The organism is Streptomyces sp. NPDC040545 (assembly GCF_055595065.1).
In genome coordinates this window covers 424,180-448,898 of record NZ_JBVIWA010000001.1, presented here as the reverse complement: position 1 = coordinate 448,898, position 24,719 = coordinate 424,180, and the positions used below count along the sequence as shown (strand labels likewise).

At 71.6% G+C, this 24,719-nt stretch carries 20 protein-coding genes; 7 read left to right on the top strand and 13 right to left on the bottom strand.

All coding sequences use genetic code 11. The features are described from left to right. Positions 1–54: 54 nt before the first annotated feature. A complete protein-coding gene (locus tag ACZ573_RS02165) occupies positions 55–1,881 on the bottom strand; it encodes a phosphoenolpyruvate carboxykinase (GTP) (protein ID WP_471297826.1) in 1,827 nt (608 codons plus the stop codon). A 220-nt stretch (positions 1,882–2,101) separates the two neighbouring features. Here ACZ573_RS02165 and trhA point away from each other — a divergent pair, with 220 nt between their 5' ends. Then, positions 2,102–2,815: a PAQR family membrane homeostasis protein TrhA gene (gene trhA, locus ACZ573_RS02160; RefSeq protein ID WP_471297823.1), complete on the top strand. Its 714-nt coding sequence runs from the start codon at positions 2,102–2,104 to the stop codon at positions 2,813–2,815. A 43-nt stretch (positions 2,816–2,858) separates the two neighbouring features. Here trhA and ACZ573_RS02155 read toward each other — a convergent pair whose 3' ends face one another. From ACZ573_RS02155 to ACZ573_RS02130, 6 genes are all read right to left on the bottom strand, one after another. Then, complete coding sequence (locus ACZ573_RS02155; protein ID WP_471297820.1) at positions 2,859–2,987, bottom strand: hypothetical protein; 129 nt, start codon at positions 2,985–2,987, stop codon at positions 2,859–2,861. A gap of 71 nt (positions 2,988–3,058) precedes the next feature. Continuing rightward, on the bottom strand, positions 3,059–5,488 hold the full coding sequence (locus ACZ573_RS02150) for a galactose oxidase-like domain-containing protein (RefSeq protein WP_471297817.1): 2,430 nt from the start codon (positions 5,486–5,488) through the stop codon (positions 3,059–3,061). A gap of 23 nt (positions 5,489–5,511) precedes the next feature. After that, the gene (locus ACZ573_RS02145; protein ID WP_471297815.1) at positions 5,512–6,675 is read right to left on the bottom strand and encodes a glycosyltransferase; all 1,164 of its coding nucleotides are present in this window, start codon (positions 6,673–6,675) and stop codon (positions 5,512–5,514) included. A gap of 6 nt (positions 6,676–6,681) precedes the next feature. Continuing rightward, positions 6,682–8,349 (bottom strand): ArnT family glycosyltransferase, encoded by a 1,668-nt coding sequence (locus ACZ573_RS02140; protein ID WP_471297812.1) that lies wholly within the window; start codon positions 8,347–8,349, stop codon positions 6,682–6,684. Next, positions 8,346–9,698 carry a glycosyltransferase gene (locus ACZ573_RS02135; protein WP_471297809.1) on the bottom strand — a complete coding sequence of 451 codons (1,353 nt, stop codon included), beginning with the start codon at positions 9,696–9,698 and terminating at the stop codon, positions 8,346–8,348. Before ACZ573_RS02135 ends, ACZ573_RS02140 begins: the two co-directional genes overlap by 4 nt. A gap of 241 nt (positions 9,699–9,939) precedes the next feature. Beyond that, on the bottom strand, positions 9,940–11,994 hold the full coding sequence (locus ACZ573_RS02130) for a thioredoxin domain-containing protein (protein ID WP_471297806.1): 2,055 nt from the start codon (positions 11,992–11,994) through the stop codon (positions 9,940–9,942). A gap of 436 nt (positions 11,995–12,430) precedes the next feature. Here ACZ573_RS02130 and ACZ573_RS02125 point away from each other — a divergent pair, with 436 nt between their 5' ends. Continuing rightward, positions 12,431–15,700 carry a tetratricopeptide repeat protein gene (locus ACZ573_RS02125; RefSeq protein ID WP_471297803.1) on the top strand — a complete coding sequence of 1,090 codons (3,270 nt, stop codon included), beginning with the start codon at positions 12,431–12,433 and terminating at the stop codon, positions 15,698–15,700. A gap of 388 nt (positions 15,701–16,088) precedes the next feature. Here ACZ573_RS02125 and ACZ573_RS02120 read toward each other — a convergent pair whose 3' ends face one another. Together ACZ573_RS02120 and mca are read right to left on the bottom strand one after the other, a co-directional pair. After that, a complete protein-coding gene (locus ACZ573_RS02120) occupies positions 16,089–16,313 on the bottom strand; it encodes a hypothetical protein (protein WP_389115996.1) in 225 nt (74 codons plus the stop codon). Between the two features lie 2 nt (positions 16,314–16,315). Next, a complete protein-coding gene (gene mca, locus ACZ573_RS02115; protein ID WP_471297800.1) occupies positions 16,316–17,197 on the bottom strand; it encodes a mycothiol conjugate amidase Mca in 882 nt (293 codons plus the stop codon). Positions 17,198–17,304: 107 nt separating this feature from the next. Here mca and ACZ573_RS02110 point away from each other — a divergent pair, with 107 nt between their 5' ends. Then, positions 17,305–17,718: a DUF4307 domain-containing protein gene (locus ACZ573_RS02110; protein ID WP_471297797.1), complete on the top strand. Its 414-nt coding sequence runs from the start codon at positions 17,305–17,307 to the stop codon at positions 17,716–17,718. A gap of 138 nt (positions 17,719–17,856) precedes the next feature. Then, entirely contained in the window at positions 17,857–18,354 is a 498-nt protein-coding gene (gene greA / locus ACZ573_RS02105) for a transcription elongation factor GreA (protein ID WP_030009952.1), read from the top strand. A gap of 107 nt (positions 18,355–18,461) precedes the next feature. Here the strand turns inward: greA and ACZ573_RS02100 are convergent, their stop codons facing one another. From ACZ573_RS02100 to ilvA, 3 genes are all read right to left on the bottom strand, one after another. Continuing rightward, positions 18,462–19,247 (bottom strand): ABC transporter permease, encoded by a 786-nt coding sequence (locus ACZ573_RS02100; RefSeq protein ID WP_471299017.1) that lies wholly within the window; start codon positions 19,245–19,247, stop codon positions 18,462–18,464. A 98-nt stretch (positions 19,248–19,345) separates the two neighbouring features. Further along, entirely contained in the window at positions 19,346–20,374 is a 1,029-nt protein-coding gene (locus ACZ573_RS02095; RefSeq protein WP_471297795.1) for an ATP-binding cassette domain-containing protein, read from the bottom strand. 140 nt (positions 20,375–20,514) lie between these two features. Then, positions 20,515–21,747, bottom strand: a complete 1,233-nt coding sequence (ilvA, locus tag ACZ573_RS02090) for a threonine ammonia-lyase (RefSeq protein ID WP_471297792.1) — start codon at positions 21,745–21,747, stop codon at positions 20,515–20,517. Between the two features lie 241 nt (positions 21,748–21,988). On the opposite strand from ilvA, the gene ACZ573_RS02085 reads away from it, so the two are divergent. The 3 genes from ACZ573_RS02085 to ACZ573_RS02075 are packed head-to-tail and all read left to right on the top strand — an operon-like array spanning position 21,989 to position 23,241. Then, positions 21,989–22,510, top strand: a complete 522-nt coding sequence (locus ACZ573_RS02085) for a MarR family winged helix-turn-helix transcriptional regulator (protein WP_030009956.1) — start codon at positions 21,989–21,991, stop codon at positions 22,508–22,510. A 57-nt stretch (positions 22,511–22,567) separates the two neighbouring features. Further along, positions 22,568–22,990: a sigma factor-like helix-turn-helix DNA-binding protein gene (locus ACZ573_RS02080; RefSeq protein ID WP_471297789.1), complete on the top strand. Its 423-nt coding sequence runs from the start codon at positions 22,568–22,570 to the stop codon at positions 22,988–22,990. After that, on the top strand, positions 22,987–23,241 hold the full coding sequence (locus tag ACZ573_RS02075) for a hypothetical protein (protein WP_471297786.1): 255 nt from the start codon (positions 22,987–22,989) through the stop codon (positions 23,239–23,241). Before ACZ573_RS02080 ends, ACZ573_RS02075 begins: the two co-directional genes overlap by 4 nt. A gap of 298 nt (positions 23,242–23,539) precedes the next feature. Here ACZ573_RS02075 and ACZ573_RS02070 read toward each other — a convergent pair whose 3' ends face one another. Continuing rightward, on the bottom strand, positions 23,540–24,697 hold the full coding sequence (locus ACZ573_RS02070) for a cystathionine gamma-synthase (RefSeq protein ID WP_390799253.1): 1,158 nt from the start codon (positions 24,695–24,697) through the stop codon (positions 23,540–23,542). Positions 24,698–24,719 lie beyond the last annotated feature (22 nt).

The following is a 24,719-nucleotide window of genomic DNA, read 5'->3' as shown; positions in this document are numbered from 1 at the left end:
CGCTTGGTCGGGGGCTCCCACGTTCATTGGCCCTTCTTCAGGGCGCGTCCTGGCTCAGCCCAGGCGCTCCACGAGTGCGTGGTACTGGTCCCACAGCTCCTTGGGAGTGTGGTCGCCGTAGGTGTTGAGGTGCTCGGGGACCAGGGCGGCCTCCTCGCGCCAGACCTCCTTGTCGACGGTGAGGAGGAAGTCCAGGTCCTCGGCCGGGAGGTCGAGGCCGTCGAGGTCGAGGGAGTCCTTGGTCGGCAGGATGCCGATGGGGGTCTCCACGCCTTCGGCGGTGCCGTCGAGGCGGCCGACGATCCACTTCAGGACGCGGCTGTTCTCGCCGAAGCCGGGCCACACGAACTTGCCCGCGTCGTTCTTGCGGAACCAGTTCACGTAGTAGATCTTCGGGAGCTTGGCCTGGTCCTTGTCGGCGGCCACCTTGACCCAGTGGGCCATGTAGTCGCCCATGTTGTAGCCGCAGAACGGCAGCATGGCGAAGGGGTCGCGGCGCAGTTCGCCGACCTTGCCCTCGGCGGCGGCGGTCTTCTCGGAGGCGATGTTCGAGCCGATGAAGACGCCGTGGTTCCAGTCGAAGGACTCGGTGACCAGCGGCACGGCGGAGGCGCGGCGGCCGCCGAAGAGGATCGCGGAGATCGGGACGCCCTTGGGGTCCTCCCACTCGGCGGCGATCGTCGGGCACTGCGAGGCCGGGACGGCGAAGCGGGCGTTGGGGTGGGCGGCCGGGGTCTCCGAGGCCGGAGTCCAGTCGTTGCCCTTCCAGTCGATGAGGTGCGCGGGCGCCTCTTCGGTCATGCCCTCCCACCACACGTCGCCGTCGTCGGTGAGCGCGACGTTGGTGAAGACGGTGTTCGCGTACATGGTCTTCATGGCGTTGGCGTTGGTGTGCTCGCCGGTGCCGGGGGCGACGCCGAAGAAACCGGCCTCGGGGTTGATCGCGTAGAGGCGACCGTCCTCGCCGAAGCGCATCCAGGCGATGTCGTCGCCGATGGTCTCGACGGTCCAGCCGGAGATCGTGGGCTCCAGCATGGCCAGGTTGGTCTTGCCGCAGGCGGACGGGAAGGCGGCGGCGACGTACTTGGTCTCGCCCTCGCCGGCCGGCGGGGTGAGCTTGAGGATCAGCATGTGCTCGGCGAGCCAGCCCTCGTCGCGGGCCATGACGGACGCGATGCGCAGGGCGTAGCACTTCTTGCCGAGGAGGGCGTTGCCGCCGTAGCCGGATCCGTAGGACCAGATCTCGCGGGTCTCCGGGAAGTGCGAGATGTACTTGGTGGTGTTGCAGGGCCACGGCACGTCGGCCTCGCCCTCGGCGAGCGGAGCGCCGAGGGTGTGGACGGCCTTGACGAAGAACCCGTCGGTGCCGAGCTCGTCGAGGACGGCCTTGCCCATGCGGGTCATGGTGCGCATGGCGACCGCGACGTAGGCGGAGTCGGTGATCTCGACGCCGATCGCGGAGAGCTCGGAGCCGAGGGGGCCCATGCAGAACGGGACGACGTACATCGTCCGGCCCTTCATGGAGCCGCGGAAGATCCCCTTCTCGCCCGCGAAGATGTCCTTCATCTCGGCGGGGGCCTTCCAGTGGTTGGTCGGGCCCGCGTCCTCCTCCTTCTCGGAGCAGATGAAGGTCCGGTCCTCGACGCGCGCGACGTCGGAGGGGTCGGAGGCGGCGTAGTACGAGTTCGGGCGCTTCGTCTCGTCGAGCTTCTTGAACGTTCCCTTGGCTACGAGCTCCTCGCACAGGCGCTCGTACTCTGCCTCGGAGCCGTCGCACCAGACGACGCGGTCCGGCTGGGTGAGGGCAGCGATCTCGTCCACCCAGGAGATGAGCTCCTGGTGAGTCGTCGGGATGGTGGGAGCCGCGTTGTCGCGCGCCACGATTGCTCCTTGTTGAGGGGTTTGTTTGGTGTAGGCCCCGTGGGGGCTGCGACCCGGACGCTTCGCGCTCCGCTCATCCGGTGTCGACCGCACTCATCTGATCATCCGGTGGATGTGCGCATATGTCCAGAGGGCCTCTCACGTGAGCATTGCCACGTCCGTCAATCTTCCGTAAAGACCACTAACGGAAACCTACGGACCCGTAGGTAGCATGGCGCGCATGACTTCTGATGCCGCGGCCATCCCGGCCGCCGAGGCCACACCGGTAGTCGAGGCCCTGGAGGCGGCAGAGACCGCCCTGGAGGAGAAGCCGCTGTTGCGCGGCTGGCTGCACCTCGGGATGTTCCCCGCCGTGGTCGTCGCCGGCCTGGTGCTCATGGCCTTCACCGACTCCACCCGGGCCCGCGTCGCCTGCGGTGTGTACATCCTCACGGCCTGCCTGCTCTTCGGCGTCAGCGCGGTCTACCACCGCGGCACGTGGGGACCGCGCGGCGAGGCCATCCTGCGCCGGCTCGACCACGCCAACATCTTCCTGATCATCGCGGGCACCTACACCCCGCTGACCGTCCTGCTGCTGCCGCCCTCGACCGGGCGGACCCTGCTGTGGGCGGTGTGGATCGCGGCCGCCGCCGGCATCGCGTTCCGGGTCTTCTGGGTCGGTGCCCCGCGCTGGCTCTACACCCCCTGCTACATCGCCATGGGCTGGGCGGCGGTCTTCTTCCTGCCCGACTTCATGCATACCGGCGGGATCGCCGTCCTGGTCCTGGTGGTCGTGGGCGGCCTCCTCTACAGCGTGGGCGGGGTCATCTACGGCATGAAGCGCCCGAACCCCTCCCCGCGCTTCTTCGGCTTCCACGAGGTCTTCCACTCGCTGACCCTCGCGGCCTTCGTGGCCCACTACGTCGGCATCTCGCTCGCCGCGTACCAGCACTGACCGAGGGGCGGCCCGGCCCCGGCCCCGGTCGCGTTCCGCGCGCTCAGGCGGAGCCGGAACCGGAGTCGTCCAGGGCCGCGTCGAAGAGCCGGTCGGCCAGCTCGCCGAAGACGGAGCTCAGCTTCTCGTCGGCGAAGCCGTCGGCGCACCCCTGGAACGCCAGCCGGGCCACCGCCGCAACCAGGACCCCGCCGCCCCTGGGGGTGGCGGGGTCCTGGTCCGTGGCCGTCGCCGGGTCCGGCTTCAGCAGGCGTAGCCGTCGCGGTCGGGGTCCAGGCGCAGCGGGTCGCTGCCGTTGACCTTGAGGCGCTTCGGGTACGTGTGGGAGGCCAGCCAGTCGCAGCGGGCCTTCGTCGTCGCCTGCACCTCGGCCGGGAAGCGGGTCGGTACGCACACGTTGACCGTGCCGTAGTGCCGGTCGCAGCCGGCCACGCTCGGCGCGACCGGGGCAAAGTCGCGCGCGGCCCCCTCTTTATCAGGAACAGCCTCCTTGGCGGGCCCCAGCTTGTCGGCGAAGGTGTGCTCGTGCGCGGAGGGCTGCTCCTGGGTGGCCGCGAGCGCGGACGGGCCGCCGAGGTGCACCCAGGTCGCGATCGACGGGATGCCGTTCGCGTCGACCGCGAAGAGCATGTACCAGCCGGGCGGCGCCAGGTTGGGGTTGCTGGTGACGTTCAGGTCGATGTTGTTCCCGTCGACGGTCATGGGCAGGTCCACGAACCGCTGGTTAGGGTCCGAGGAGTGGGTGACCGCCGCCGGACGGATCAGCTCCGCCTTGGCGACCGGCCGGTTGACGGTGATCCGCTGCGTGTCCCCGTACACCCACTGCGTGTCGATCACCGAGGTGATCTGCGGGCGGGCGCCCTTGAAGAGATAGGGCGGGGTGTAGATCGACACGTTGTGGTTGTACGTCCCGTTGCCCGGATTGTCGCCGACCGACATGACCCGGCCGTCCGGCATCAGGAACGACGCCGAGTGGTAGGTCCGCGGGATCGGGTCGGTGGCGAGACCCGCCTGGTAGGTGTTGGTCGCCGGGTCGAAGAAGGAGGCCTCGAAGACCGGGTCGGCCCGGTCGTGCAGCCCGCCGCCGGTCTCCAGCACCTTGCCGTCCGGCAGCAGCACCGCCGACACGAACATCTTGCCCTCGGCGCCGGTCTGCGGCCGCTTGCCCTGGCCCTGGTCCACCAGGCCCTGCGGGATCGGCGGTCCGGCCGTGTAGGCGGGGCTGGGCTGCTTGAGGTCGATGATGTCGGTGAGCCGGTTGGCCGCCGGATTGCGCTCGTTGTTGCCGCCGCCGATGGTCAGCACCCGCTGGTCCTGGGCCGGGGGCAGCAGCACGCTCGCCGACTCGTCCCGCTCGTCCTTGTTCCGCAGGCCCGGCACGTCGGTGATGGTGTTGGCGTCGTAGTCGTAGATCGAGGCCCCGGTGCCCTGCGTGCCGTTGCCGAAGGTGTGGCTGCCCGAGTAGAAGAGCCGCCCGTCCTGCATGAGGATCATCGACGGGTACAGGCCCCAGTACGACCAGGTCTGGTTGACCTCGTTCATCGGCAGCCACTTGTTCTGCGCCGCCGAGAACTTCTCCGCCGTCACATTGCCCGTGGAGTCCTCCTTCAGCCCGCCGAAGGAGATCACGTCACCGTTGCCGAGGATCGTCGCCGACGGGTACCAGTGCCCGCCGTTCATGTCGTTGGTCCTGGTGTACTTCTCGGTCGCCGGGTCGAAGGTGTACGAGTCCTTCAGCCCCTGGTAGCCGATCTTGCCGTCGGCCGACGGGTACCCCTTGTTGCCGCTCATCACCAGCACCCGGCCGTCCGCCAGCTGCACATGGCCCGCGCAGAACATGTCGACGGGGGTCGGGATCGTCTTGAAGGAGCCGTTCGCCGGGTCGTAGACGGCGGAGGTGAAGGTACCCGCGTTGAACTGGGCGATGTCGTTGCCCGAGCCCGCGATCAGCAGCACCTTTCCGTTCTTCAGTACGACCGCGTGCATCGAGCGCACCGGGTTCTGCGCCGGGATCACCTGCCACTTGCCCTTGGCGCACTCCTCCGCGGTCCCCGAACAGGACGGCTGCGGCGGGACGGCGCCCACCTCCTCCAGCGCGTAGTCGTCGGTGGTGAGCGTGCCCACCCCGTAGACCGACAGACCCCACGCGATCTTGTCGGTGCCCGGCGGAACGACCGGCGTACGGACCTCCGTACGCGCCCAGGCCGCGCTGACGGGCGGATTCTGCAGGTCGGTCCAGTACTGCCAGCCCGCCGTCGTGTCACGGCGGAACACGGTCACCGACACGTCCGGGGTGTTCGACTTGTACCAGGCGGACAGGTCGTACTGCTTGCCCGGCGTGACGGTCGGGGCGCAGGTGCTGTTCTCCGTGACCAGCGCCTTGCGGTCGCCGTCCACGCGGCGGGTGAGCGAGACCTTCATCGCCTTGGTGCCGCCGTGCGCGTCGGCGACGGTGGCGAAGGTGAAGTCGTTGTTGCCCCAGCCGGACCTGGACCAGCAGGACGGCATGTCGGAGCCGGGGGCCCCGGCGGTCTCGAAACCGGGATTGGACAGCAGATTGGGCGGGCCGGCCGTGGCCTGCTGCGGTGCGGTGAGCAGCAGGCTCGCGGTCATCGCCCCGACGGCAAGCAGGGCGGCCCTCCGCCCGGCCCTCCGCCGGATCGTCAGACGCATGGAAAGGTTCCTTTCTGTGCGGCTCAGCTCCTGTTGTGGCGCGGCAGATAGACGAGGGCCTCGGTGGCCGCGAACCGCAGGACGAAGGTCGTGACCAGGGCAAGGGCGGTGGCGGGCAGCACCTCCATCCCGAGCTCGGCGACGAACACCGCGATCAGCGGGATGCGCAGCAGCAGATCGGCGTTGGCGAGCAGCGCGAACCGCCCCACCCGGTCCGCCCAGTGGCGGTGCCGGCGCCGGTCGCGGAAGAGCAGGGTCTCGATGAGGAGGAAGTTCCACAGGACCCCCGCCTGGTTGGCGACGATCTCGGCCGGCAGGTAGTGCATCCCCGCATGGGTGAGCAGCCACAGCGCGGCCAGGTTCGGGACGAAGCCGGAGAGCCCGATCAGCCCGAAGCCGATCATGCGGGCCAGCGGGGCGGCCGAGCGCAGCGAGGCGAGGTGGGCGAGGAAGCGCATGCCCTCGCGGGCGGTGGACTTCGACTCGCCCGCATAGCGGTCCTGGAAGACGAACGGCACCTCGGCGACCTCGCCGGGGCGGCAGCGCACCGCCAGCTCCAGCAGGATCTTGTAGCCCAGCGGCTTCAGGGCCTCGGCGGTGACGACGGAGCGGCGCATCGCGAAGAAGCCGCTCATCGGGTCGCTGATCCCGCGCAGGGCGCGCGGGAAGAGCGCCTTCGTCAGCCAGGTCGCGGCGCGGGAGACGGCGATGCGGTAACTCCCGGCGAGCCCGGCCCGGCTGCCGCCGCTGATGTAGCGGGAGGCGACGACGAGGTCGGCGCCGGTGCGCAGGCCCTCGCCGACGAGCTCGGGGACGAGGTGGGGCGGGTGCTGGAGGTCGGCGTCCATGACGACGATCCAGTCGGTGTCCGCGCGCTTGATCCCTTCGACGACGGCACCGCCGAGCCCGCCGTCGGCCGTCTCCCGGTGCAGGACCGACACGGGGAAGGGGTGGTCGGCGGCGGCCTTCTCGATGACGGCGGGGGTGTCGTCCGTGGAGTCGTCCACGAACAGCACCTCGCAGGGCAGGTGGTCGGGCAGCGCCTCACCGAGCCGGCGCAGCAACTCGGTGATGTTCCCGGACTCGTTGAAGGTCGGGACGATGAGGGTCACGCTTCCGGTCAGGGCCTGCGGAGCGCTGAGCTCCGCATCGACGGGGGCATGGAGGTGCCACAGGTCCTCGCTCATACTCGCTCAGCTCCCACTCGTACGGTCGGTCCTGCGTATCTCGATGCGGTCCTCACCCGACCCGAAGACCGCCACCACCGCCGAATGCTCCAGCGCCGCCTTCACGTTGGGCAGGTTCACCGCGTCACGGCGCACGGTGGGCGAGGAGACCACGTAGTCGATGTCCCGCCAGCCCCGCGGCAGGGTCCTGGTGACGGCCGGGTCGAGGTCCGCCTTGTAGAACCAGATCGCGCCGGGCCCCGGCGTGAAGCCGTGGTGCACCGCGTCCAGCCAGAGCGCGTCGTCCACCAGCACCCGGGTGTTCACCGGATCGGCCACCTCGCTGCCGAGCCAGGCCGCGGCCTGCCGGTACGGGGCGTTCGCGTCCACCGTCAGCGCGGTGCGGTTGGCGTCGTACCAGCGCGGCAGCACGTACACGGCGGCCGACGCCGCGAGTACGCCGACCATCGCCCGGCGCGCCCACACGCGCGACCGGCGCTCGCCCGGACCTCGGCGGCGGCGCAGCACGGCGTGCGTGATGCTGGCCGCGCCCCCGGCGAGGACGAGCGCGAGGAACGGCAGCGCCTGGATCACGTACATCGCCGGCAGGTAGCCGGAGGGCCGCATCGCGACGGCGGCGAGGATCACGGCGGCGAGCGCGGGGCCGGCCAGCGCGCGGGCGGTGACCGACCAGCGAAAGGTGGCCAGCAGCAGGACGGCGCCGGCCAGCCCGCCGAGCGGCAGGACGGTGTCGTAGTAGAGCCAGGACCGCAAGGCGCCGTTCGAGCCGGACCCGGGGGTGAGGATGAAGCCGGAGCCCTCGCGGCCCATCTGGTAGGTGATGCCGTCGATGAGCGACACGTGCCCTGAGCCGGGCAGCAACTCGCCGTTGAGCAGGGCGTACAGCGGGTACGACAGCCCGATCAGCGCACAGGCGGTGATCGCTCCGGTGACCGCGAACTTACGGGTGTCCCGGTGGCTGTGGCGCCACATGGTCACCAGCAGCGCCGGGAGCACCACCAGCATCGTCTCCTTGGTCAGGACGGCGGTGGCGGCCGCCAGCCCGGAGCCGAAGTGGTGCCACAGGTGGCGGCTCGGGGACGCGGCGAGGCAGAAGGCCAGCAGCATCCACATCACGGCGAGGTTGTCGAGGAAGATCTCCCGCTGGAGGACCACGGAGAGCGGCGACAGGCCGAAGAGGGCCATCGCGAGCCCGGCCGCCCAGCGCGGCAGCCACAGCCGGCGCGCCAGGACGTACAGCAGGACGGAGGAGGCGGCGGAGACGGCGAGCATCGAGAACCGCATCGGCGCGACGGTCATCCAGTCGGGCACGAAGAGCGACGGCAGGTACGTCAGGCCCGCGATCTGGATCCAGCCGAGCGGCGGATGGTCGTACCAGTAGGTGTAGTGGGCGAGGCCGTCGCCCTGCTGGACGGCCCAGGCCTGCGCGAGGTACGTGCCCTCGTCGTCGCTCAGGGTCGGGAAGTTCGTGATGTTCCAGCCCTGGACCAGCACGATCACCAGCAGCAGGGCGCCGCACAGCAGCAGGTCGGGGCGGGAGGAGCGGAAGCGCACGAGGGGCCGGGCGGGCGCGGCCGGGCGCACGCCGAGGCCGCCGGCGACGGGCGTCCGCCGGTCCGGGACGGTGCGGGTCTCTGGCTGGGGATCAGTGGCCGTGGGCAGGGTGGCGGTCACTGGCGGCTGTCCTCTCGGATCGCGGTGGAGGCGGAGACGACACCGGGTGCGGCGGTGGCGGGGAAGGGCGCGGGCGCGCCGACGCCGACGGCGGCGGCGGCGGTCGGGGTCGCGGTCAGGTGGGCGCCGGTGTGGCTGGTCAGCTCCCATTCGTTGCGGCCGCGCTGCTCGCGCCAGACCGCACGGATCGCGGCCCCCGCGAGCATCACCTGGTAGAACGGGCCGCCGACCACGAGCTTGACGTAGTGCACGAAACGGACCCGCAGACCGTACTGGCGGCCGAAGTCGTGCAGGCCGACGATCTCGAACACGAAGGTCACCATCGCCGTGATCATGGGGAGGAAGGTGATGATCGCGATGCCGACCGGTACGTCGAGGAGGACCGCGACGGCGAAGTTGAGCGGAATGATCACCCCTGACGCGGCCTGCATGAAGGGCGTCATCAGCGTGTAGCGGGCCAGCCAGCGCTGGCCGCGCCCGGGCAGCTGCTGCCAGTCCTTCTTCCGGTACACCTGAAGGAACCCCTGGTTCCAGCGGGTGCGCTGCTTGAGCAGGCTCACCAGCGAGCCGGGCGTCTCCTCGCGGGTGACCATGTCGCAGTCGTAGGCGACGACCACCTTCTTGCCGACCGACGACAGCCGCACCCCGAGGTCGCAGTCCTCGGCGAGGCAGTTCTGGTCCCAGCCGCCGGCCTCGCGCAGCACCTCGGTGCGCACGAAGACGGTGTTGCCGCCGAGCGGGATGAAGCCCTTCTCGGCGTGCAGGTGCAGCCGGGAGCGGAACCAGAAGAAGTACTCCAGGCAGTTGCGCAGGCTGTACCAGCTGGAGTGGAAGTTGATGAGCTGGACCCCGCCCTGGACCACGTCGGCGCCGGTGGAGCGGAAGGCGTGGTCGACGTGGGCGAGCAGCTCGGGGTGGACCTGGTCCTCGGCGTCGAAGACGCCGACGATGTCACCGCGGCAGGACGGGAGGGCGGTGTTGAGGGCCTTCGGCTTGTTCTTCGTCTCGTGGTGGTCGACCACGACCCGTACGCGGGCCGGGGCGCGGGCGGCGGCCCGTTCGGCGACGGCGGCCGTCTCGGGGTCGTCGTGTCCGACGATCACGAGGATCTCGTAGTCGGTGTGGCTCGACTCCAGCAGCCGGTCGATGGTGTGCTCCAGGACCGCCTGCTCGTGGCGTGCGGGCAGCAGCAGCGAGAAGGCGAGGCGCCCCTCCCCGTCGGGGCGGTCGAAACGCGTGGAGGCGAGCACCTCGGGGGTCCGCCACGCGTGCATCTGCCACCAGAGCGTGAATGCGGCCATCCAGAAGAGCGCCAGGGAAATGACAGTGATGAACACAGATGTGTACAACAGGCCCCCCACAGACCCGCCGCCCCCCGGCGGCGATCAGCAAACCCCCCGGGGGCTCACGGCGGGCCCCCCGGCCCGCCGCCCCCGCTTCCCCCTTGCGCGCACCCCCCAGTGCGCTGTCTCGGTAACTCCCGAAGCCAAGAGATTAGGCAGTGAACATGACACTCAGCTGCATCGCAGATAAAAAGCACGTTTCTTAACTCATATGCGAGCAACCGGAATTGACGGTACTCCGGCCACTTCAGGGACGAATCGCACCCAACTGCTCGGCCAGTTCGACCGGTTCCGTCGTAGGCCGCGCGCAGACGAAATGTCGACACACATACGCCGTTGGACGGTCGTGCTCGAGTGTGCGCTCGGCAAGAAGGGGGAACTCCCCGCCAGTGCCGTCCGCCGCACGCGGCAGACCGGCCGCCACCACCGCCCCAGGAGCCGTCCCCAGCAACGCGGTCCGGTGCAGCAGCGCCAGCGCCGGATCCTCCGGATGGCCGACGACCGCCACCTCGCGCGGCCCGTCCAGGAGCGCCTCGGCCACCGACAGCCCGTGCCCGATGAAGCGCGGCACCCGCGGCCCGAGCGCGTGCACCACCCCGAGCGCCCGCTCCGCCGCCGTACGGTGCGCCTCCGATCCGGTGTGCGCCGCGTACGAGAGCAACGCGCCCGCGGCGGCCGTCCACCCCGACGGGGTGGCCGTGTCCGTCGGATCCTGCGGCCTGCGGATGAGCTTCTCCGCGTCGTGCGCCGTGTCGTACAGCGACCCGTCCTCGGCGGTGAACCGGTCCAGGACCAGGTCGACGAGGAATCCGGCGAACTCCAGCCAGACCCCCTCGCCGGTCACGGACGCCAGCGCGAGGAAGCCGTCCGCCACGTCGCCGTAGTCCTCCAGCACCCCGTCGTTGACGCCGACCTGTCCGTCCTTGCTGGTGCGCGACAGCCGCGCCCGGCCGTCCATGTGCACACGCACCAGCAGATCGGCCGCCTCGGTAGCCTGCTCCACCAGGTCGGGCCGCTCGAAGTACGCCCCGCACTCGGCGAGCGCGGCGATCGCCAGCCCGTTCCACGCGGCGACGATCTTGTCATCCCGCCCGGGCGCGGGCCGCCGCCCGCGCGCGGCCAGCAGCCGCTCCTTGATCGCGGCGAGCCTGCCCGCCTCCACCACGGGCCCGTCCTGGGGCAGCTGCAGCACGGACGCCCCGTGCTCGAAGGTTCCCTCCTCGGTCACCCCGAAGTACCCGGCGGCCAGATCTCCGTCGTCCTCCCCCAGCACCTCGCGCAGCTGGGCCGGGGTCCAGGCGTAGTAGACCCCCTCCACGTGCTTCCCGGTCAGCGGGTCCTCGCTGTCGGCGTCGAGCGCGGAGGCGAAGCCGCCCTGGTCGGTGCGCAGCTCCCGGACCATGAAGTCGGCCGTCTCCAGCGCGACCCGGCGCGCGAGATCGGACCCGGTGGCGCGCCACAGGTGGGCGTACACCCGGCACAGCAGCGCGTTGTCGTAGAGCATCTTCTCGAAGTGCGGAATCACCCACTCCCGGTCCACGGAATAGCGTGCGAACCCGCCTCCGAGCTGGTCGTAGATCCCGCCGCGCGCCATCGCCTCGCACGTGTCCACGGCCATCTGGAGCGCGCCCTCGGAACCCGTGCGCGCGTGGTGGCGCAGCAGGAACTCCAGCACCATGGACGGCGGGAACTTCGGTGCCCCGCCGAATCCGCCGCGCGCGGAGTCGTACTCCCGCGTCAGTCCGAGCAGTGCCTGCGCGAGCTCCCCGGGCCCGGGCGTGCCGGCCTTCCCGTAGTCCAGCTCCCGGCCGGCCAGGTCCCGGGCGATCCGCTGCGCGACCTCGGCGACCTCCTCGGGCCGCCCCACCCAGGCGGTCCGCACCCCTTCGAGCACCTGCATGAACGAGGGCATCCCCTGCCGGGGCTCGGGCGGGAAGTAGGTGCCGAAGTAGAAGGGCTCGGCGTCGGCGGTCATGAAGACCGACATGGGCCAGCCGCCCTGGCCGGTGGCGGCCTGGACGGCCTCCATGTAGACGGCGTCGATGTCGGGCCGCTCCTCGCGGTCGACCTTGATGTTGACGAAGTGCTCGTTCATGTACGCGGCGGTCAGCTCGTCCTCGAAGGACTCGTGCGCGAGGACATGACACCAATGGCAGCTGCTGTACCCCACGCTCAGGAAGACGGGCACGCCGCGCCTGCGCGCCTCGTCGAAGGCAGCGGGCTCCCACTGCCACCAGTCGACGGGGTTGTCCGCGTGCTGGAGAAGGTACGGGGACGTGGCGTGCGCAAGTCGGTTGGGCATGCCTCCATCCTCGCGCACCCGGTGGGGACCGGCCCGAAGGCGGGGGTGCGGCCCGCCGTGCGTCGCGTGTTCGGGGGCGTCGCAGGGCCGGTCGGCCCCGTGTGCTCGCGAGCGGGACGGGGTGCGTAGCGCAGCGGTAGTCGCGCCTTCACCGCATGCAGGAGGACGCCGGTTCGAATCCGGTCGGCCCCGTCCCGCCTTCGCACCGGCCTCGCCAGCTCCCCGCGGGAGCGGGGCCCCGCTTCAGGAAGCCGGCGCTGTCGCGCTAGGCGACGTGGCGTCATGTCGCCCTCTGAATATGCCAGTTGACTGATTTCGACCCGACTGTGGGAGAGAGTGCGCAGTTCCCTCTGAACTAGCTCAGATTCCCTCGCGCTCGGAGGAGTCCCGAAGGACACTTGGGTCTCGTTGCCGGAGCTCTCTGAGGGGGATGCCGATGCGGGACAGCCATCGCGGTGAGGCCGAGCGGCTGTTGGAGCGGGCCGTGGACGACGCCGCGCAGCGGGGAACGGGTGCGGGCATCGACCGGGCGACGCTGCTGGCCCGGGGCCGGGAGGCGCTGGACGCGCTCGCCGCGAGTGCCGCGCCGGAGTACGAGGCGTACGTGCGGGCTCTGGACGAGGCGGCGGCCGGGGACCAGTCGCTGGGTGAGGCCTTCCGGCGGGGCAACCACTCCACGGCGTTGCTGGTGACGGCGGTCGCGGCGGCCACGGCCGTGGGTGCGGACCTGTCGCTGGGTGTCGCGGCCGGTACGGCGCTGACCGCGGGGGCCGTGGTGGGGATCTCCGGTGCGGTGGCGACGGTGGTGAAGGTGACGGCGCTGCACCTGCCGGCCGCGAACCGGCGGGCCGGGGAGCGGGGCCGGCCGGGCGGGCCGGAGCAGTTGAAGCTGCAGTGGCTGTCGGCGCTGGAGGTGCGCGGGATACGGCCGTTCCTGGAGCAGCAGCGTGCGGTGGCCGCGGCGGCCCGGGCGGCCCGGCCCGCGGCGGCCCGGCCCGCGGCGCGGCCCGCTCCGCGGCTGCGGGGTGCGGACCGCAGCGCGGAGGCGCGGCGGCGCAGTGCGCTGGAGCATTCCTTCGGGCAGCTGCCGGCTCCGGCGGAGGTGTTCGCGGGGCGGCGGTCCGAGCTGACGCGGATCGCGCAGTGGGTGCAGGCGGCCCGGGCCAGTACGGAGACCCGGCCGGTGGTGGTGGTGCTGCACGGTGAGCCGGGGGTGGGCCGTACGGCGCTGGCGCTGCGGGCGGCGCACGCTCTGCGGGACCAGTTCCGGGGTGCGTGCGTGGTGGACCTGCGGGGCGGTTCGGCCGGGGAGGCGTCCGGGGAGGCGCCGCTGGCCACCCGGGAGGCGCTGCTGCACCTGATGAACCGGCTGGGCGCGCCGCGCGAGCAGTTGCTGTTCCGCGAGGGCGCGTCGGCGGAGCAGCAGGTGCGGCGCCTGGGCGAGCTGTACCACCAGCATCTGCAGGGGCTGCCGGTGACGGTGCTGCTGGACGACGCGGTGGACGCGGCGCAGGTGCGGATGCTGGTTCCGGAGCGTTCCGAGAGCCTGGTGCTGGTGACGGCGCGGGAGCCGTTGGAGCTGCCGGCGGATCTGGCGGCGTGGGTGTACCAGCTGCCGGTGGAGCGGCTGGCGCCGCAGGAGGCGGCGGAGCTGCTCCGGGCGCCGCGGGCGGGGGCGGCGGGTGCGGCGGGTGCGGCAGCTCCGGCGGGTGTCGCGGAGGAGGATCTGGCCGCGGTGGTGGAGCTGAGCGGCGGGCTGCCGCTCGCGCTGCGGCTGCTGGCTCCGCTGGCGGGCGAGGGCCGGGCCCTGGCGGGCGGTGCGGCGGCGCACCCGGTGGAGGCGGCGCTGCGTGCGGCGGACGCGCGGCTGGCCGAACCCGCCCGGCAGCTGCTGCGGCGGTTGCCGCTGGCCGGCCGGGCGTCGCTGGGAGGTGCGGCGGCGGCCGCGCTGGCGGACGTACCGGAGGCGGCGGCGCTGCGCACGCTGGAGGAGCTGTGGGAGGCGGGGCTGATCGAGCGGGTGCGCGGCCAGCGGTTCCGGATGCACGACGCGGTGCGTGCGTACGCGGCGGCGCGGTCGCTGGCGGACGAGGACCGGGCGCAGGCCGCGGCGGCGCACGAGCGGCTGATCCGCGACTACGCGCGGCTCGCGGACTCGGTGATCCGGATGGTCGACGGGAAGATGTCGACGCGGGCGAACACCTTCCTGAAGGGGCCGGTCGGGGGGCACGGTTTCACCTCGCTGGATGCGGCGCTGCGCTGGCTGGACGACGAGTCGAGCTTCATCACGGCGGCGTTGCGGCATTCGGAGGGGGTGGATCAGCAGGCGGTGCTGGATCTGCTGGGTGCGCTGTGCGATTTCTGTCTGCTGCGCGGGGACCTGTACCGGCTGGGCGAGATCGATGAGCTGACGCAGGTGGTGGCGGCGGGTCAGAACGGGCTGAAGGGGCAGCAGGGGCGCCTGGTGCGGTCGGTGCAGTGGCGTACGGGTATCGCGGCGCGCCAGCTGGGCGAGCTGGACAAGGCCCGCACCACGCTGGCGTCGGTGGTGGACCAGTACATGGAGGCCGATCAGGAGGCGGCGGCCGCGATGGCCCTGGTCTCGCTCGGGATCACGCTGCACCACCAGGGCAATCTCCCGGAGGCGGCGGTGCGGATCCGGGAGGCGCTGGTGCTGCAGGAGGCGCCGGAGCTGGCGGGTGACCGGGCGTGGGGGCTGCACGCGCTGGCGGCGGTGGAACGGGACCGGGCGCGGCTGGCGGAGGCGGCGCGGCTGCTGGAGACCTCGCTGGCGTTGCACCGGGAGAGCGAGAGCGTGCACGGGGAGGCGTGGGCCCATTTCCAGCTGGGGCAGGTGCACCTGCGGTTCGGGGACGTGGAGCGGGCGGAGGTGGAGCTGCGGCTGGCTCTGGACCTGTACGGGCGTACCCGCGACGACCGCGGTGAGGCCTGGGCGCTGACGCAGCTGGGCCGGGCCCGGGTGGTGGACGGGGATCCGGGGCCGGCGGTGGACGGGCTGCGGGAGGCTCTGGCGCGGCACCGGGAGGCGGAGGACGCGCGGGGGGAGGCGTGGACGCAGTACTACCTCGGGCAGGCGCTGGAGGTGGGCGGCGCGCGCGACGAGGCGGTACGGGAGCTGGAGCGGGCGCGGACGATGTTCTCGCGGATGCGCGACGTGTACGGGCTGGCGTACGCCCGCCACCATTCGGGCCGGGTGACGCGGGACCAGCGGGCGGCGCAGACGGGGAACCTGCGGAACTCCGGCTTCGCCCGTCAGCTGCTGGTGGACGCGCGGGCGGATTTCCGGCGGATCGGGCTGGCGCACGGCGAGGCGTGGACGTGTCTGGAGCTGGCGGTGATCGACGCGGGCAACGGCCGGCTGTCGCAGGCGCTGGGCCTGTGCGAGGAGGCGGTGCGGCTGTTCATCGCGTACGGGGACCGGCGCGGGGAGGACTGGGCGCGTTTCCTGCGGTGCACGATGCTGCCGTACGCGGTGCCGGCGGCGCCGGAGGAGGCGCGGGCGGAGCTGGGGCGCCTCGCGCAGGCGCCGCATCCGGCGCGGGACGGCCGGCTGGAGGACTGCCTGGAGACCTACGGGGTGATCCTGGGCCGGGGGGTGGATCCGGCGGAGGGCTGGCAGGCGTGGCGGCTCGGCCTGGTCCCGAACCTGCACTCGCGGGAGGTCATGGGGGTCCCGCGGGCCTGACGCGCTCGCGTCCCGACGGGCAGGGTGGGGCACCGCGGGTCCCGGGCGCGCTCCTCGGCCGGCCACCGGCCCGACGAGCCGCTCCGTGGCGTGGCTGCCCAGGGACCGGAAGGGCGGGAACCCGCCGGGGGCCGCGGGCCGGGCGCGGACCGAGGGCGGAGGGAAACGGCGGGAAGCGCCCCGCGGCGGACCCGGCAGCCGGATCGCGCACGCGCGGAAGGCCCGGCCCCGGCTTCCCGGCCGGGGCGGCGGCATGCGCGCGAAGGTCCCCGCAGCGCCGCGCCGGTCCCGGCCCTACGGGGCCCGGTGGGCGCCGCGCCGGAGGCGGCCCGGGCGACGGGCATGCACGCGAAGGACCCCGCAGCCCCCTGCCGACCCCGGACCGGCCTTACGGGGCCCGAGTGCCGTCCCCGCCGGAGGCGGCCGGCTCCGGGGCTTCCTCGAAGTTCACCCGGCCCATGTGCCGGTTCATGGACTTCATCAGGGCCCACACGCCTACGGCGAGGGCCGCGAACACGATGAAGCCGAGGAGGCCGGGCGTCACCTTGTTCTTGTCGAAGGTGTCACCCGCCAGCGGAAGGAGCTGGGTCAGTGCTGCCTGCGTAGCGCTCATAGCTACGCATTCTCCCGGATGCCCGCGAAGAGGTCGGACTCGGGGAGGGAGGTGTCGACGAGCGACTTCGCGAGCTCGTACTCCTCGGTGGGCCAGACCTCCTTCTGGATGTCCATCGGAACGCGGAACCAGCCGCCGTCCGGGTCGATCTGGGTGGCGTGCGCGATGAGCGCCTTGTCACGGATCTCGAAGAAGTCGGCGCAGGGCACGTGGGTGGTCAGGGTCCGCTCCTTGCGCTCGAACTCCTTCCACCGCTCCAGCCACTCCCCGTAGGGGGACTCCAGGCCGCGGGCGAGCAGCGCCTCGTGGAGGGCGACGGTGCGCGGCTTGTTGAAGCCCTGGTTGTAGTAGAGCTTCTGCGGCTGGTAGGCCGGGCCGTACTCGCTCTCCGGGTACTTCTCGGTGTCGGCCGCGCTGTCGAAGGCCAGCATGGAGATCGTGTGGGTCATGATGTGGTCGGGGTGCGGGTAGCCCCCGTTCTCGTCGTACGTGGTGACGACCTGCGGCTTGAAGGCGCGGATCTTCTTCACCAGCTCGCCGGCGGCCTCGTGGACGTCCGCGAGCGCGAAGCAGCCCTCGGGCAGCGGGGGCAGCGGGTCGCCCTCGGGGAGGCCGGAGTCCACGTAGCCGAGCCATTCCTGCTCGATGCCGAGGATGTCGCGCGCCTCGTCCATCTCCCGGGCGCGGACCTCGTGGATGTTCTCCTCGATGTACTTGTCGCCCTGGAGCTTGGGGTTCAGGACCGAGCCGCGCTCGCCACCGGTGCAGGTGACGACCAGCACGGGAATCCCCTCGGACACGTACTTGGCCATGGTGGCCGCGCCCTTGCTCGACTCGTCGTCGGGGTGGGCGTGGACGGCCATCAGTCGAAGCTGCTCGGTCAAAACAGGATCCTCTGCGATTCGGCGCGACACTCAGCTCCTATAGTGACCGAACTGGGGGGCGGAAAATTCCAGGGGTGACCAAGCCGTCCCCGGCGAGAGGAACGATCATGAGCGCGGTGCGCGAGGGACTGCCCGAGGGCCGCTACGGCCGGTCGGCGGACGAGCGTGCGGACCGGAAGCTCAAGATCATCGGATCGGTGCTGGGTGCGGCGCTGCTGGGCGTGGTCGGCTGGATCGGCTGGGACTACGTCGCGGGACAGAGCGTGAGCGCCGAGGTGATCAAGTTCCAGGTGATTTCGGACACCGAGGTGAAGGTGCACCTGGAGGTCCGCAAGGACGCCTCGGTCACCGGGGTCTGTTCCCTCAGCTCCCAGGACAAGGAGCACGCCGAGGTGGGCCGCGCGGACTTCACCTTCGCGCAGAACCGGTCGCGGGTGGACGAGATCGTCACCTTGAAGACCACCGGCCGGGCCACGATGATCGAGCTGGTCGGCTGCCAGCCGGCGCCTTCCGCCCACTGAGGTCCGAAGAGGATTGAAGTGGCGCCCCACGAGGCAATGAGCCTCTGGGGTCCTCCCCCTTTTCTTCCCGAATTGTTAGGCTCGTGGTTTCGTCCGCCGACGGCGGCCAGTAGTCCCCTGTACCGACGAGGAGCACCCGTGACCCAGACGAGCGAAAGCGTCACCTGGCTGACCCAGGCGGCGTACGACCAGCTGAAGGCGGAGCTGGACTACCTCTCTGGTCCCGCCCGCACGGAGATCGCCACGAAGATCGCAGCCGCCCGCGAGGAGGGCGACCTGCGTGAGAACGGTGGCTACCACGCGGCGAAGGAGGAGCAGGGCAAGCAGGAGCTCCGGGTCCGCCAGCTCACGCAGCTCCTGGAGAACGCCAAGGTCGGCACCGCGCCCGCGTCCGACGGCGTGGTGGCCCCCGGCACGCTCGTGAAGATCGCCTTCGACGGCGACGAGGACGACACCATGGAGTTCCTCCTGGCCTCGCGTGAGTACGCGTCCTCGGACTTCGAGACGTACTCCCCCCAGTCCCCGCTGGGCAGCGGCGTGCTGGGCAAGGCGATCGGCGAGGACGCCGAGTACGAGCTGCCGAACGGCAAGAAGGCCTCGGTCAAGATCCTGGACGTCAAGCCCTTCACCGGCTGATCACCCTCGGTCACCGTTTTCTTCCTGAGTGATGACGCGCGATGCCCGGCCGGGCTCTCCCGGCCGGGCATCGCGCGTTGCTGCGGGTGCGGGCGTCCCTGCGGACCTCAGCCGTCGGCCCCGCGGTACTTGCGGACCGCGAGCGTGCGGAAGAACAGGATGATCAGCGCCGACCAGATCAGCGAGGCCCATACCGGGTGGACCATCGGCCAGGCGTCGGACGGGGAGACGCCCGGGTTCCCGAAGAGCTCGCGGCAGGCCTGGACGGTGGCGCTGAACGGATTCCACTCGGCGATGGGCTGGAGCCAGCTCGCCATGTTCTCCGTGGGCACGAACGCGTTGGAGATGAACGTGACGGGGAACAGCCAGATCAGCCCGCCCGAGGTGGCCGCCTCCGGAGTGCGTACGGACAGCCCGATCAGGGCGCCGATCCAGGAGAACGCGTACCCGAGCAGGAGCAGCAGGGCGAAGCCTGCCAGCACCTCGCCGACGCTGGTGTGGGTGCGCCAGCCGACGAGGAGGGCGACCATCGCCAGCACCACCATGGTCAGGGCCGTCTGCATCAGGTCCGCCAGGGTGCGGCCGGTCAGGACGGCGCCGCGGGCCATGGGCAGCGAGCGGAAGCGGTCGATCAGCCCCTTGTGCATGTCGTCGGCGATGCCAGCGCCGGCACCCGCGGTGGCGAAGGTGACGGTCTGGGCGAAGATGCCGGCCATCAGGAAGTTCCGGTAGTCGCTGGCGCTGGTCGAACCGCCGATCATCATCGAGCCGCCGAAGACGAAGCTGAACAGCACCACGAACATGACCGGCTGGATCAGCCCGAAGATCAGCATCTCGGGAATCCGGCTGAGGCGGATCACGTTCCGTTTGGCGATCACGAGGGAGTCGTTCACGCTCTGGACGACGCCGCCGCGCGGACGGGGTGCCGTGAGATCGCGGTGCGGGGAGGCGCCCGGGTTCGGGGAGGCGCCCGGGTCCGGGGAGGTGAGGGTCACTTCGCCACCTCCTTGCGAGCCGTCTTGCGGTCCTTGGCCGCGGGAGCGGCCGGCGCGTCGCCGTTCTCGTTCTCCTCCGCGGCCCGTTCGGCGGCGTGCCCGGTCAGGGAGATGAACACGTCGTCGAGGGTGGGGCGGCGCAGGCCTATGTCGTCGATCTCGATGCCCCGGCCGTCGAGTTCGCGGATGACCTCGGCGAGCAGCTTGGCGCCGCCCGACACGGGCACGGTCAGTTTGCGGGTGTGTTCCTCGACCGTGGTCTCGCCCTTGCCGAAGCCGGCGAGCACCTCGCGCGCGGTGGTGATGTGCTGCCGTTCGTGGACGACGACCTCGACGCGCTCGCCGCCGGTACGGGCCTTGAGCTGGTCGGAGGTGCCGCGGGCGATGACCTTGCCGTGGTCGACCACGCAGATGTCGTGCGCGAGGTGGTCGGCCTCCTCCAGGTACTGGGTGGTGAGGAGCAGGGTGGTGCCGCCTGCGACCAGTTCCTGGATGATGCCCCACAGCTGCTGGCGGTTGCGGGGGTCGAGTCCGGTGGTCGGCTCGTCCATGAACATCACGGGCGGGCTGACGACGAGGGCGGCGGCGAGGTCCAGGCGCCGGCGCATGCCGCCGGAGTACGTCTTGGCCGTGCGGTCGGCGGCGTCGGAGAGGTTGAAGCGTTCGAGGAGTTCGGCGGCCCGGGCTTTGGCCGCCTTGGCCTTCATCTGGTAGAGCTGGCCGACCATCTGGAGGTTCTCGCGGCCGGTCAGGTACTCGTCGACGGCCGCGAACTGGCCGGACAGGCCGATGGCGCGGCGGACTTCGTTGGGATGCCGCAGTACGTCGATGCCGGCGACGACGGCCTTGCCGCTGTCGGGCCGCAGGAGGGTGGTCAGGACACGTACGGTCGTGGTCTTGCCCGCGCCGTTCGGGCCGAGCAGACCCAGGACGGTGCCTTCGGGGACATCGAGGTCCACGCCGTCGAGAGCCCGTACATCGCCGAAGGTCTTGACCAGACCTTCGGCGTAGATAGCGCCTGGCATATGGATTCTCCCAGTGAATCGGGCCAGTAGAATCAGGATATTCAGGGCATTTCTACGCAAATCCTATGAGTGCCGGGCAGGTCCTGCTCGGCCGAACGGGGGATGTCCGGCGCCGGCCGAGGACGCCCCCACGGCATCGCCTAGCTCATCACCTTGTATCCCGCGCCGTGCAGGGAACGCGCGACTTCCGTGCAGTGCTGCGGGCCCTTCGTCTCCAGGTGCAGCTCCACCTCCACCTCCGTGAGCCCCAGGCGCGGGTCCGTCCGCACATGGCTCACGTCCAACACGTTCGCATCCACCACTGACAACACCGCCAGGAGCCCGGCCAGGGCGCCCGGCCGGTCGGCCACGCGCAGCCGCAGGGACAGGTACCGGCCCGCCGCCGCCATGCCGTGGCGCAGGATCCGCTGGAGCAGCAGCGGATCGACGTTCCCGCCGGACAGGACGGCCACCACCGGGCCGCCGCCGTACAGTTCGGGCTCGCTGAGCAGGGCCGCGACCGTGCTGCACCCGGCCGGTTCGACCACCAGCTTGGCCCGCTCCAGGCAGAGCAGCAGGGCGCTGGAGAGGGCGTCCTCGGAGACCGTACGCACGTCGTCGACGAGCTCGCCGATGATTTTGAAGGGGACGTCTCCGGGGCGGCCGACCTTGATCCCGTCGGCCATCGTGATCGGTTCGTCGATCGAGATCGGATGTCCGGCCTTGAGCGAGGGCGGGTACGCGGCCGCGCCGGCCGCCTGTACCCCGATGACCCGCACGTCCGGCCGCAGCGCCTTCACGGCGACCGCGACACCGGCCGCGAGACCGCCGCCGCCGATCCCGACGAGGATGGTCCGCACCTCCGGGCACTGCTCCAGGATCTCCAGGCCGACCGTGCCCTGGCCCGCGATGATGTCGCGGTGGTCGAAGGGGTGGATGAACACCGCGCCGGTGCGGTCCGCGTACTCCTGGGCGGCCAGGAAGGTCTCGTCGACGACCTGCCCGTGCAACCGCACGTCGGCGCCGTACTCCTGGGTCGCGGCCACCTTCGGCAGCGGCGCCCCGACCGGCATGAACACGGTCGAGCGGACCCCGAGGAGGGAGGAGGCCAGCGCCACTCCCTGCGCGTGGTTGCCCGCGCTCGCGGCGACGACACCGGCGGCCCGCTGCTCGGGGCGCAGGCCGGCGATGCGTACGTAGGCGCCTCGGAGCTTGAAGGAGCCGGTGCGCTGGAGGTTCTCGCACTTGAGGTGGACCGGGGAGCCGGTGAGTGCGGAGAGGTGCCGGCTGCCCTCCATGGCGGTGACCCGCGAGACGCCGGACAGCATCTTCTGGGCCCCCCGGACGTCGTCGAGGATGACCTGGGGGACGGGCTGGGGCACGCGGTAGTTCATGCCGCCAGTCTCGCAGCCCGGGCGGGAGCCGGCTCCGGGCCGCGGGAGGGGCCGCGGGAGCGCCTGCGCGAGGGCCTGCGCGAGGGCCTGCGCGAGGGGCGATATCTCGCCATCCGGGACACGTGCGGGGCAGGGGCCCGAACCGGCCGCATCAGTTCTCGTACGAGGCGTACGAGCCGCCGCACGGCCGCGTACTCTGTCCCCCATCCTTGTCGGACCCACGCGAAGAGAGCCCATGGCCATGCCTTCCACCCCGGCCAATTCCGATCTGCCCGCGGCGCCCGACGCGCCCGCCGGAGCCGGTCTCCTCGACGCGCTCCAGCACCAGGTGGCGGTCTTCGCCCGCCGCGCCGAGCAGACCCGTCTGGGCGGTGTGGGCCAGGCCCGCAACTCGATGGACCGCGCCGCCTACCTGCTGCTGAACCGGCTCGACCTGGAAGGCCCGATGGGCGTGAAGGCGCTCGCCGGCGGCATGGGGATCGACTCCTCCACGGTGACCCGGCAGGTCGCGCCGCTGGTCGACAGCGGTCTGGTCAAGCGGACCTCGCACCCCGAGGACGGGCGGGCCGTGGTGCTCGCGCTGTCCCCGCGGGGGCTGGCCCGGCTGGAGGAGGTCCGCTCCTCGCGGCGCGAGCTGATGGCCCGGGTGACGGAGGGCTGGAGCGAGGGCGAGCGGGAATCCTTCACCGGTCTGCTGACGCGCTTCAACCTGTCGCTGTCGGAGCTCATGGCGGCCGTGGCCGAAGCCGGTCCCGCCTCCTGAGCGGAGTCCGTCCGTCCTCTTGACCGGGGCGGCCCCGCTGCCCGCACTATGTGGACTATGCGGGTGGTTGATCAACAGGCGGGCTCCTACGCGGAGTTCGAAGCCTTCGTCGCGGGCGCGGCCGGGCGTCTCCTGCATGTCGCGCTCCTGCTGACCGGTGAACCGGAGTCGGCCCGGCGGCTGCTGACGGGCGCCCTGGCCCGTACGTACGCGAACTGGCGGCGCCTGCGCGGGGACGATCCGTACGACTTCACCCGCCAGGAGCTCTGCGCGGCCTTCGCCCGGACCGGCTGGCGCCATCACGGCGGCGCCGGTGTACTGGCACGGCTGAGCCCGCCGGAGCGGATCGTCCTGGTCCTGCGGCTCTACGAAGGGGTCGCGGAGGAGGTCACGGCGGCGCAGCTCGGGATGCCGGTGGAGCGGGTGCGGGTGCTGTGCAACCGGGCCGTGGAGGCGCTGCGGAACCGGGAGGCGGCGTGAACGGACTCCCCGACCGGAAGGAAGCGCAGGTCAGACGGCTCCTGGACGGCCCGTACCCGCCGGTGCCGACGGGGCTCGCGGCGGGCGCCGCGGCCCGGGGCGACCGCCTGCTGCGGCGGCGGCGGGCGCTGCGCAGGTTCGGCTGGGCCGTGCTCTTCGCCGCGGCGGTGGCCTTCGCGGTGTGGGCCTCCCTGACCCACCCCTGGACCACCCCCCCGAGCGGCATCTCCCCACCCCTGCAGGGCTGGTAGCCCGGGCGGAGCCCATTCCGGCTCCGCCGGGCCACATTCGGCCTCGCCGGCGTTTGAGCAGGGGGCACCTCCCAGCGGTAGCCGGGGGAGGGTCCGGGCGGAGCCCGGTGCCCGGCGGAGCCGGGTTTCCTGGGGCTCCGCCCCAGACCCGCGCCTCAGACGCCGGCGAGGCTGGAGTTGGCCCGGCGGGCTGGAATTGCCCGGCGCAGCCGTAAGGGCCGGGCCCGGGAGTTGCCCGGCGGAGCCGGAATGGCCGGGGGCCGCCGGGCCCGGGTGGGCCCGGCGGGGGGGGAGTGGGCTAGCCCAGGGCCTGCGTGAGGTCCGCCACGAGGTCGTCGGCGTTCTCGATGCCGACCGACAGGCGGATCAGGTCCGCCGGGACCTCCAGCGCCGAGCCGGCCACCGACGCGTGCGTCATGCGGCCCGGGTGCTCGATCAGGGACTCGACGCCGCCCAGGGACTCGGCCAGGGTGAAGATCTTGGTGCGGCCGCAGACCGCGACGGCCTCTTCCTCGCCGCCGGCGACCTGGAAGGAGATCATGCCGCCGAAGTTGCGCATCTGCTTGGCCGCGACCTCGTGGCCCGGGTGCTCGGGCAGGCCCGGGTACAGGACGTTGGTGACCTTCGGGTGGCGCTTGAGCAGCTCGACGATCTTGCCCGCGTTCTCCGCGTGCCGGTCCATGCGCACGGCCAGGGTCTTGATGCCCCGCAGCACGACCCAGGAGTCGAACGGACCGGCCACCGCGCCCATCGCGTTCTGGTGGTAGGCCAGCTCCTCGCCCAGCGCCGCGTCCGCGGTGACCAGCGCGCCGCCGACCACGTCGGAGTGCCCGCCCATGTACTTGGTCAGCGAGTGCACGACCACGTCCGCGCCCAGCGCCAGGGGCTGCTGGAGGTACGGCGAGGCGAAGGTGTTGTCCACGACCAACTTGGCGCCGGCCGAGCGCGCGATGCCGGCGACCACGGCGATGTCGGTGATGCCGAGCAGCGGGTTGGAGGGGGTCTCGACCCAGATGACCTTCGTCTTCGGGGTGAGGGCCGCCCGTACCGACTCGGGGTCGGAGGTGTCGGCCACCGACCACTCCACGCCCCAGCGGGAGACGACCTTCGCGAAGAGGCGGAAGGTGCCGCCGTACGCGTCGTTCGGGATGACCACGTGGTCGCCCGGGGCGAGCAGCGTACGCAGCAGGCAGTCCTCGGCGGCGAGTCCGGACGCGAAGGCGAGGCCGCGACGGCCGCCCTCCAGGGCCGCGAGGTTCTCCTCCAGCGCGGTCCGGGTCGGGTTGGCGCTGCGGCTGTACTCGTAGCCGCCGCGCAGCCCTCCGACGCCGTCCTGCTTGTAGGTGGAAACCTGGTAGATCGGGGGCACGACCGCGCCGGTCAGCGGGTCCGCCGTGTTGCCCGCGTGGATCGCGCGGGTCTCGAAGCTCTGGTGCTCGTGGCTGTCGTCGCTCATGGTCCGATGCTATGCCCGCCCG

Excerpts from the sequence above, each read along its gene's own strand:
- trhA (WP_471297823.1), top strand. The coding sequence starts at position 2,102 with ATGACTTCTGATGCCGCGGCCATCCCGGCCGCCGAGGCCACACCGGTA.
- ACZ573_RS02150 (WP_471297817.1), bottom strand. The coding sequence starts at position 5,488 with ATGCGTCTGACGATCCGGCGGAGGGCCGGGCGGAGGGCCGCCCTGCTT.
- ACZ573_RS02145 (WP_471297815.1), bottom strand. The coding sequence starts at position 6,675 with ATGAGCGAGGACCTGTGGCACCTCCATGCCCCCGTCGATGCGGAGCTC.
- ACZ573_RS02130 (WP_471297806.1), bottom strand. The coding sequence starts at position 11,994 with ATGCCCAACCGACTTGCGCACGCCACGTCCCCGTACCTTCTCCAGCAC.
- ACZ573_RS02125 (WP_471297803.1), top strand. The coding sequence starts at position 12,431 with ATGCGGGACAGCCATCGCGGTGAGGCCGAGCGGCTGTTGGAGCGGGCC.
- ACZ573_RS02120 (WP_389115996.1), bottom strand. The coding sequence starts at position 16,313 with ATGAGCGCTACGCAGGCAGCACTGACCCAGCTCCTTCCGCTGGCGGGT.
- ACZ573_RS02110 (WP_471297797.1), top strand. The coding sequence starts at position 17,305 with ATGAGCGCGGTGCGCGAGGGACTGCCCGAGGGCCGCTACGGCCGGTCG.
- ACZ573_RS02095 (WP_471297795.1), bottom strand. The coding sequence starts at position 20,374 with ATGCCAGGCGCTATCTACGCCGAAGGTCTGGTCAAGACCTTCGGCGAT.
- ilvA (WP_471297792.1), bottom strand. The coding sequence starts at position 21,747 with ATGAACTACCGCGTGCCCCAGCCCGTCCCCCAGGTCATCCTCGACGAC.
- ACZ573_RS02085 (WP_030009956.1), top strand. The coding sequence starts at position 21,989 with ATGCCTTCCACCCCGGCCAATTCCGATCTGCCCGCGGCGCCCGACGCG.
- ACZ573_RS02080 (WP_471297789.1), top strand. The coding sequence starts at position 22,568 with ATGCGGGTGGTTGATCAACAGGCGGGCTCCTACGCGGAGTTCGAAGCC.
- ACZ573_RS02070 (WP_390799253.1), bottom strand. The coding sequence starts at position 24,697 with ATGAGCGACGACAGCCACGAGCACCAGAGCTTCGAGACCCGCGCGATC.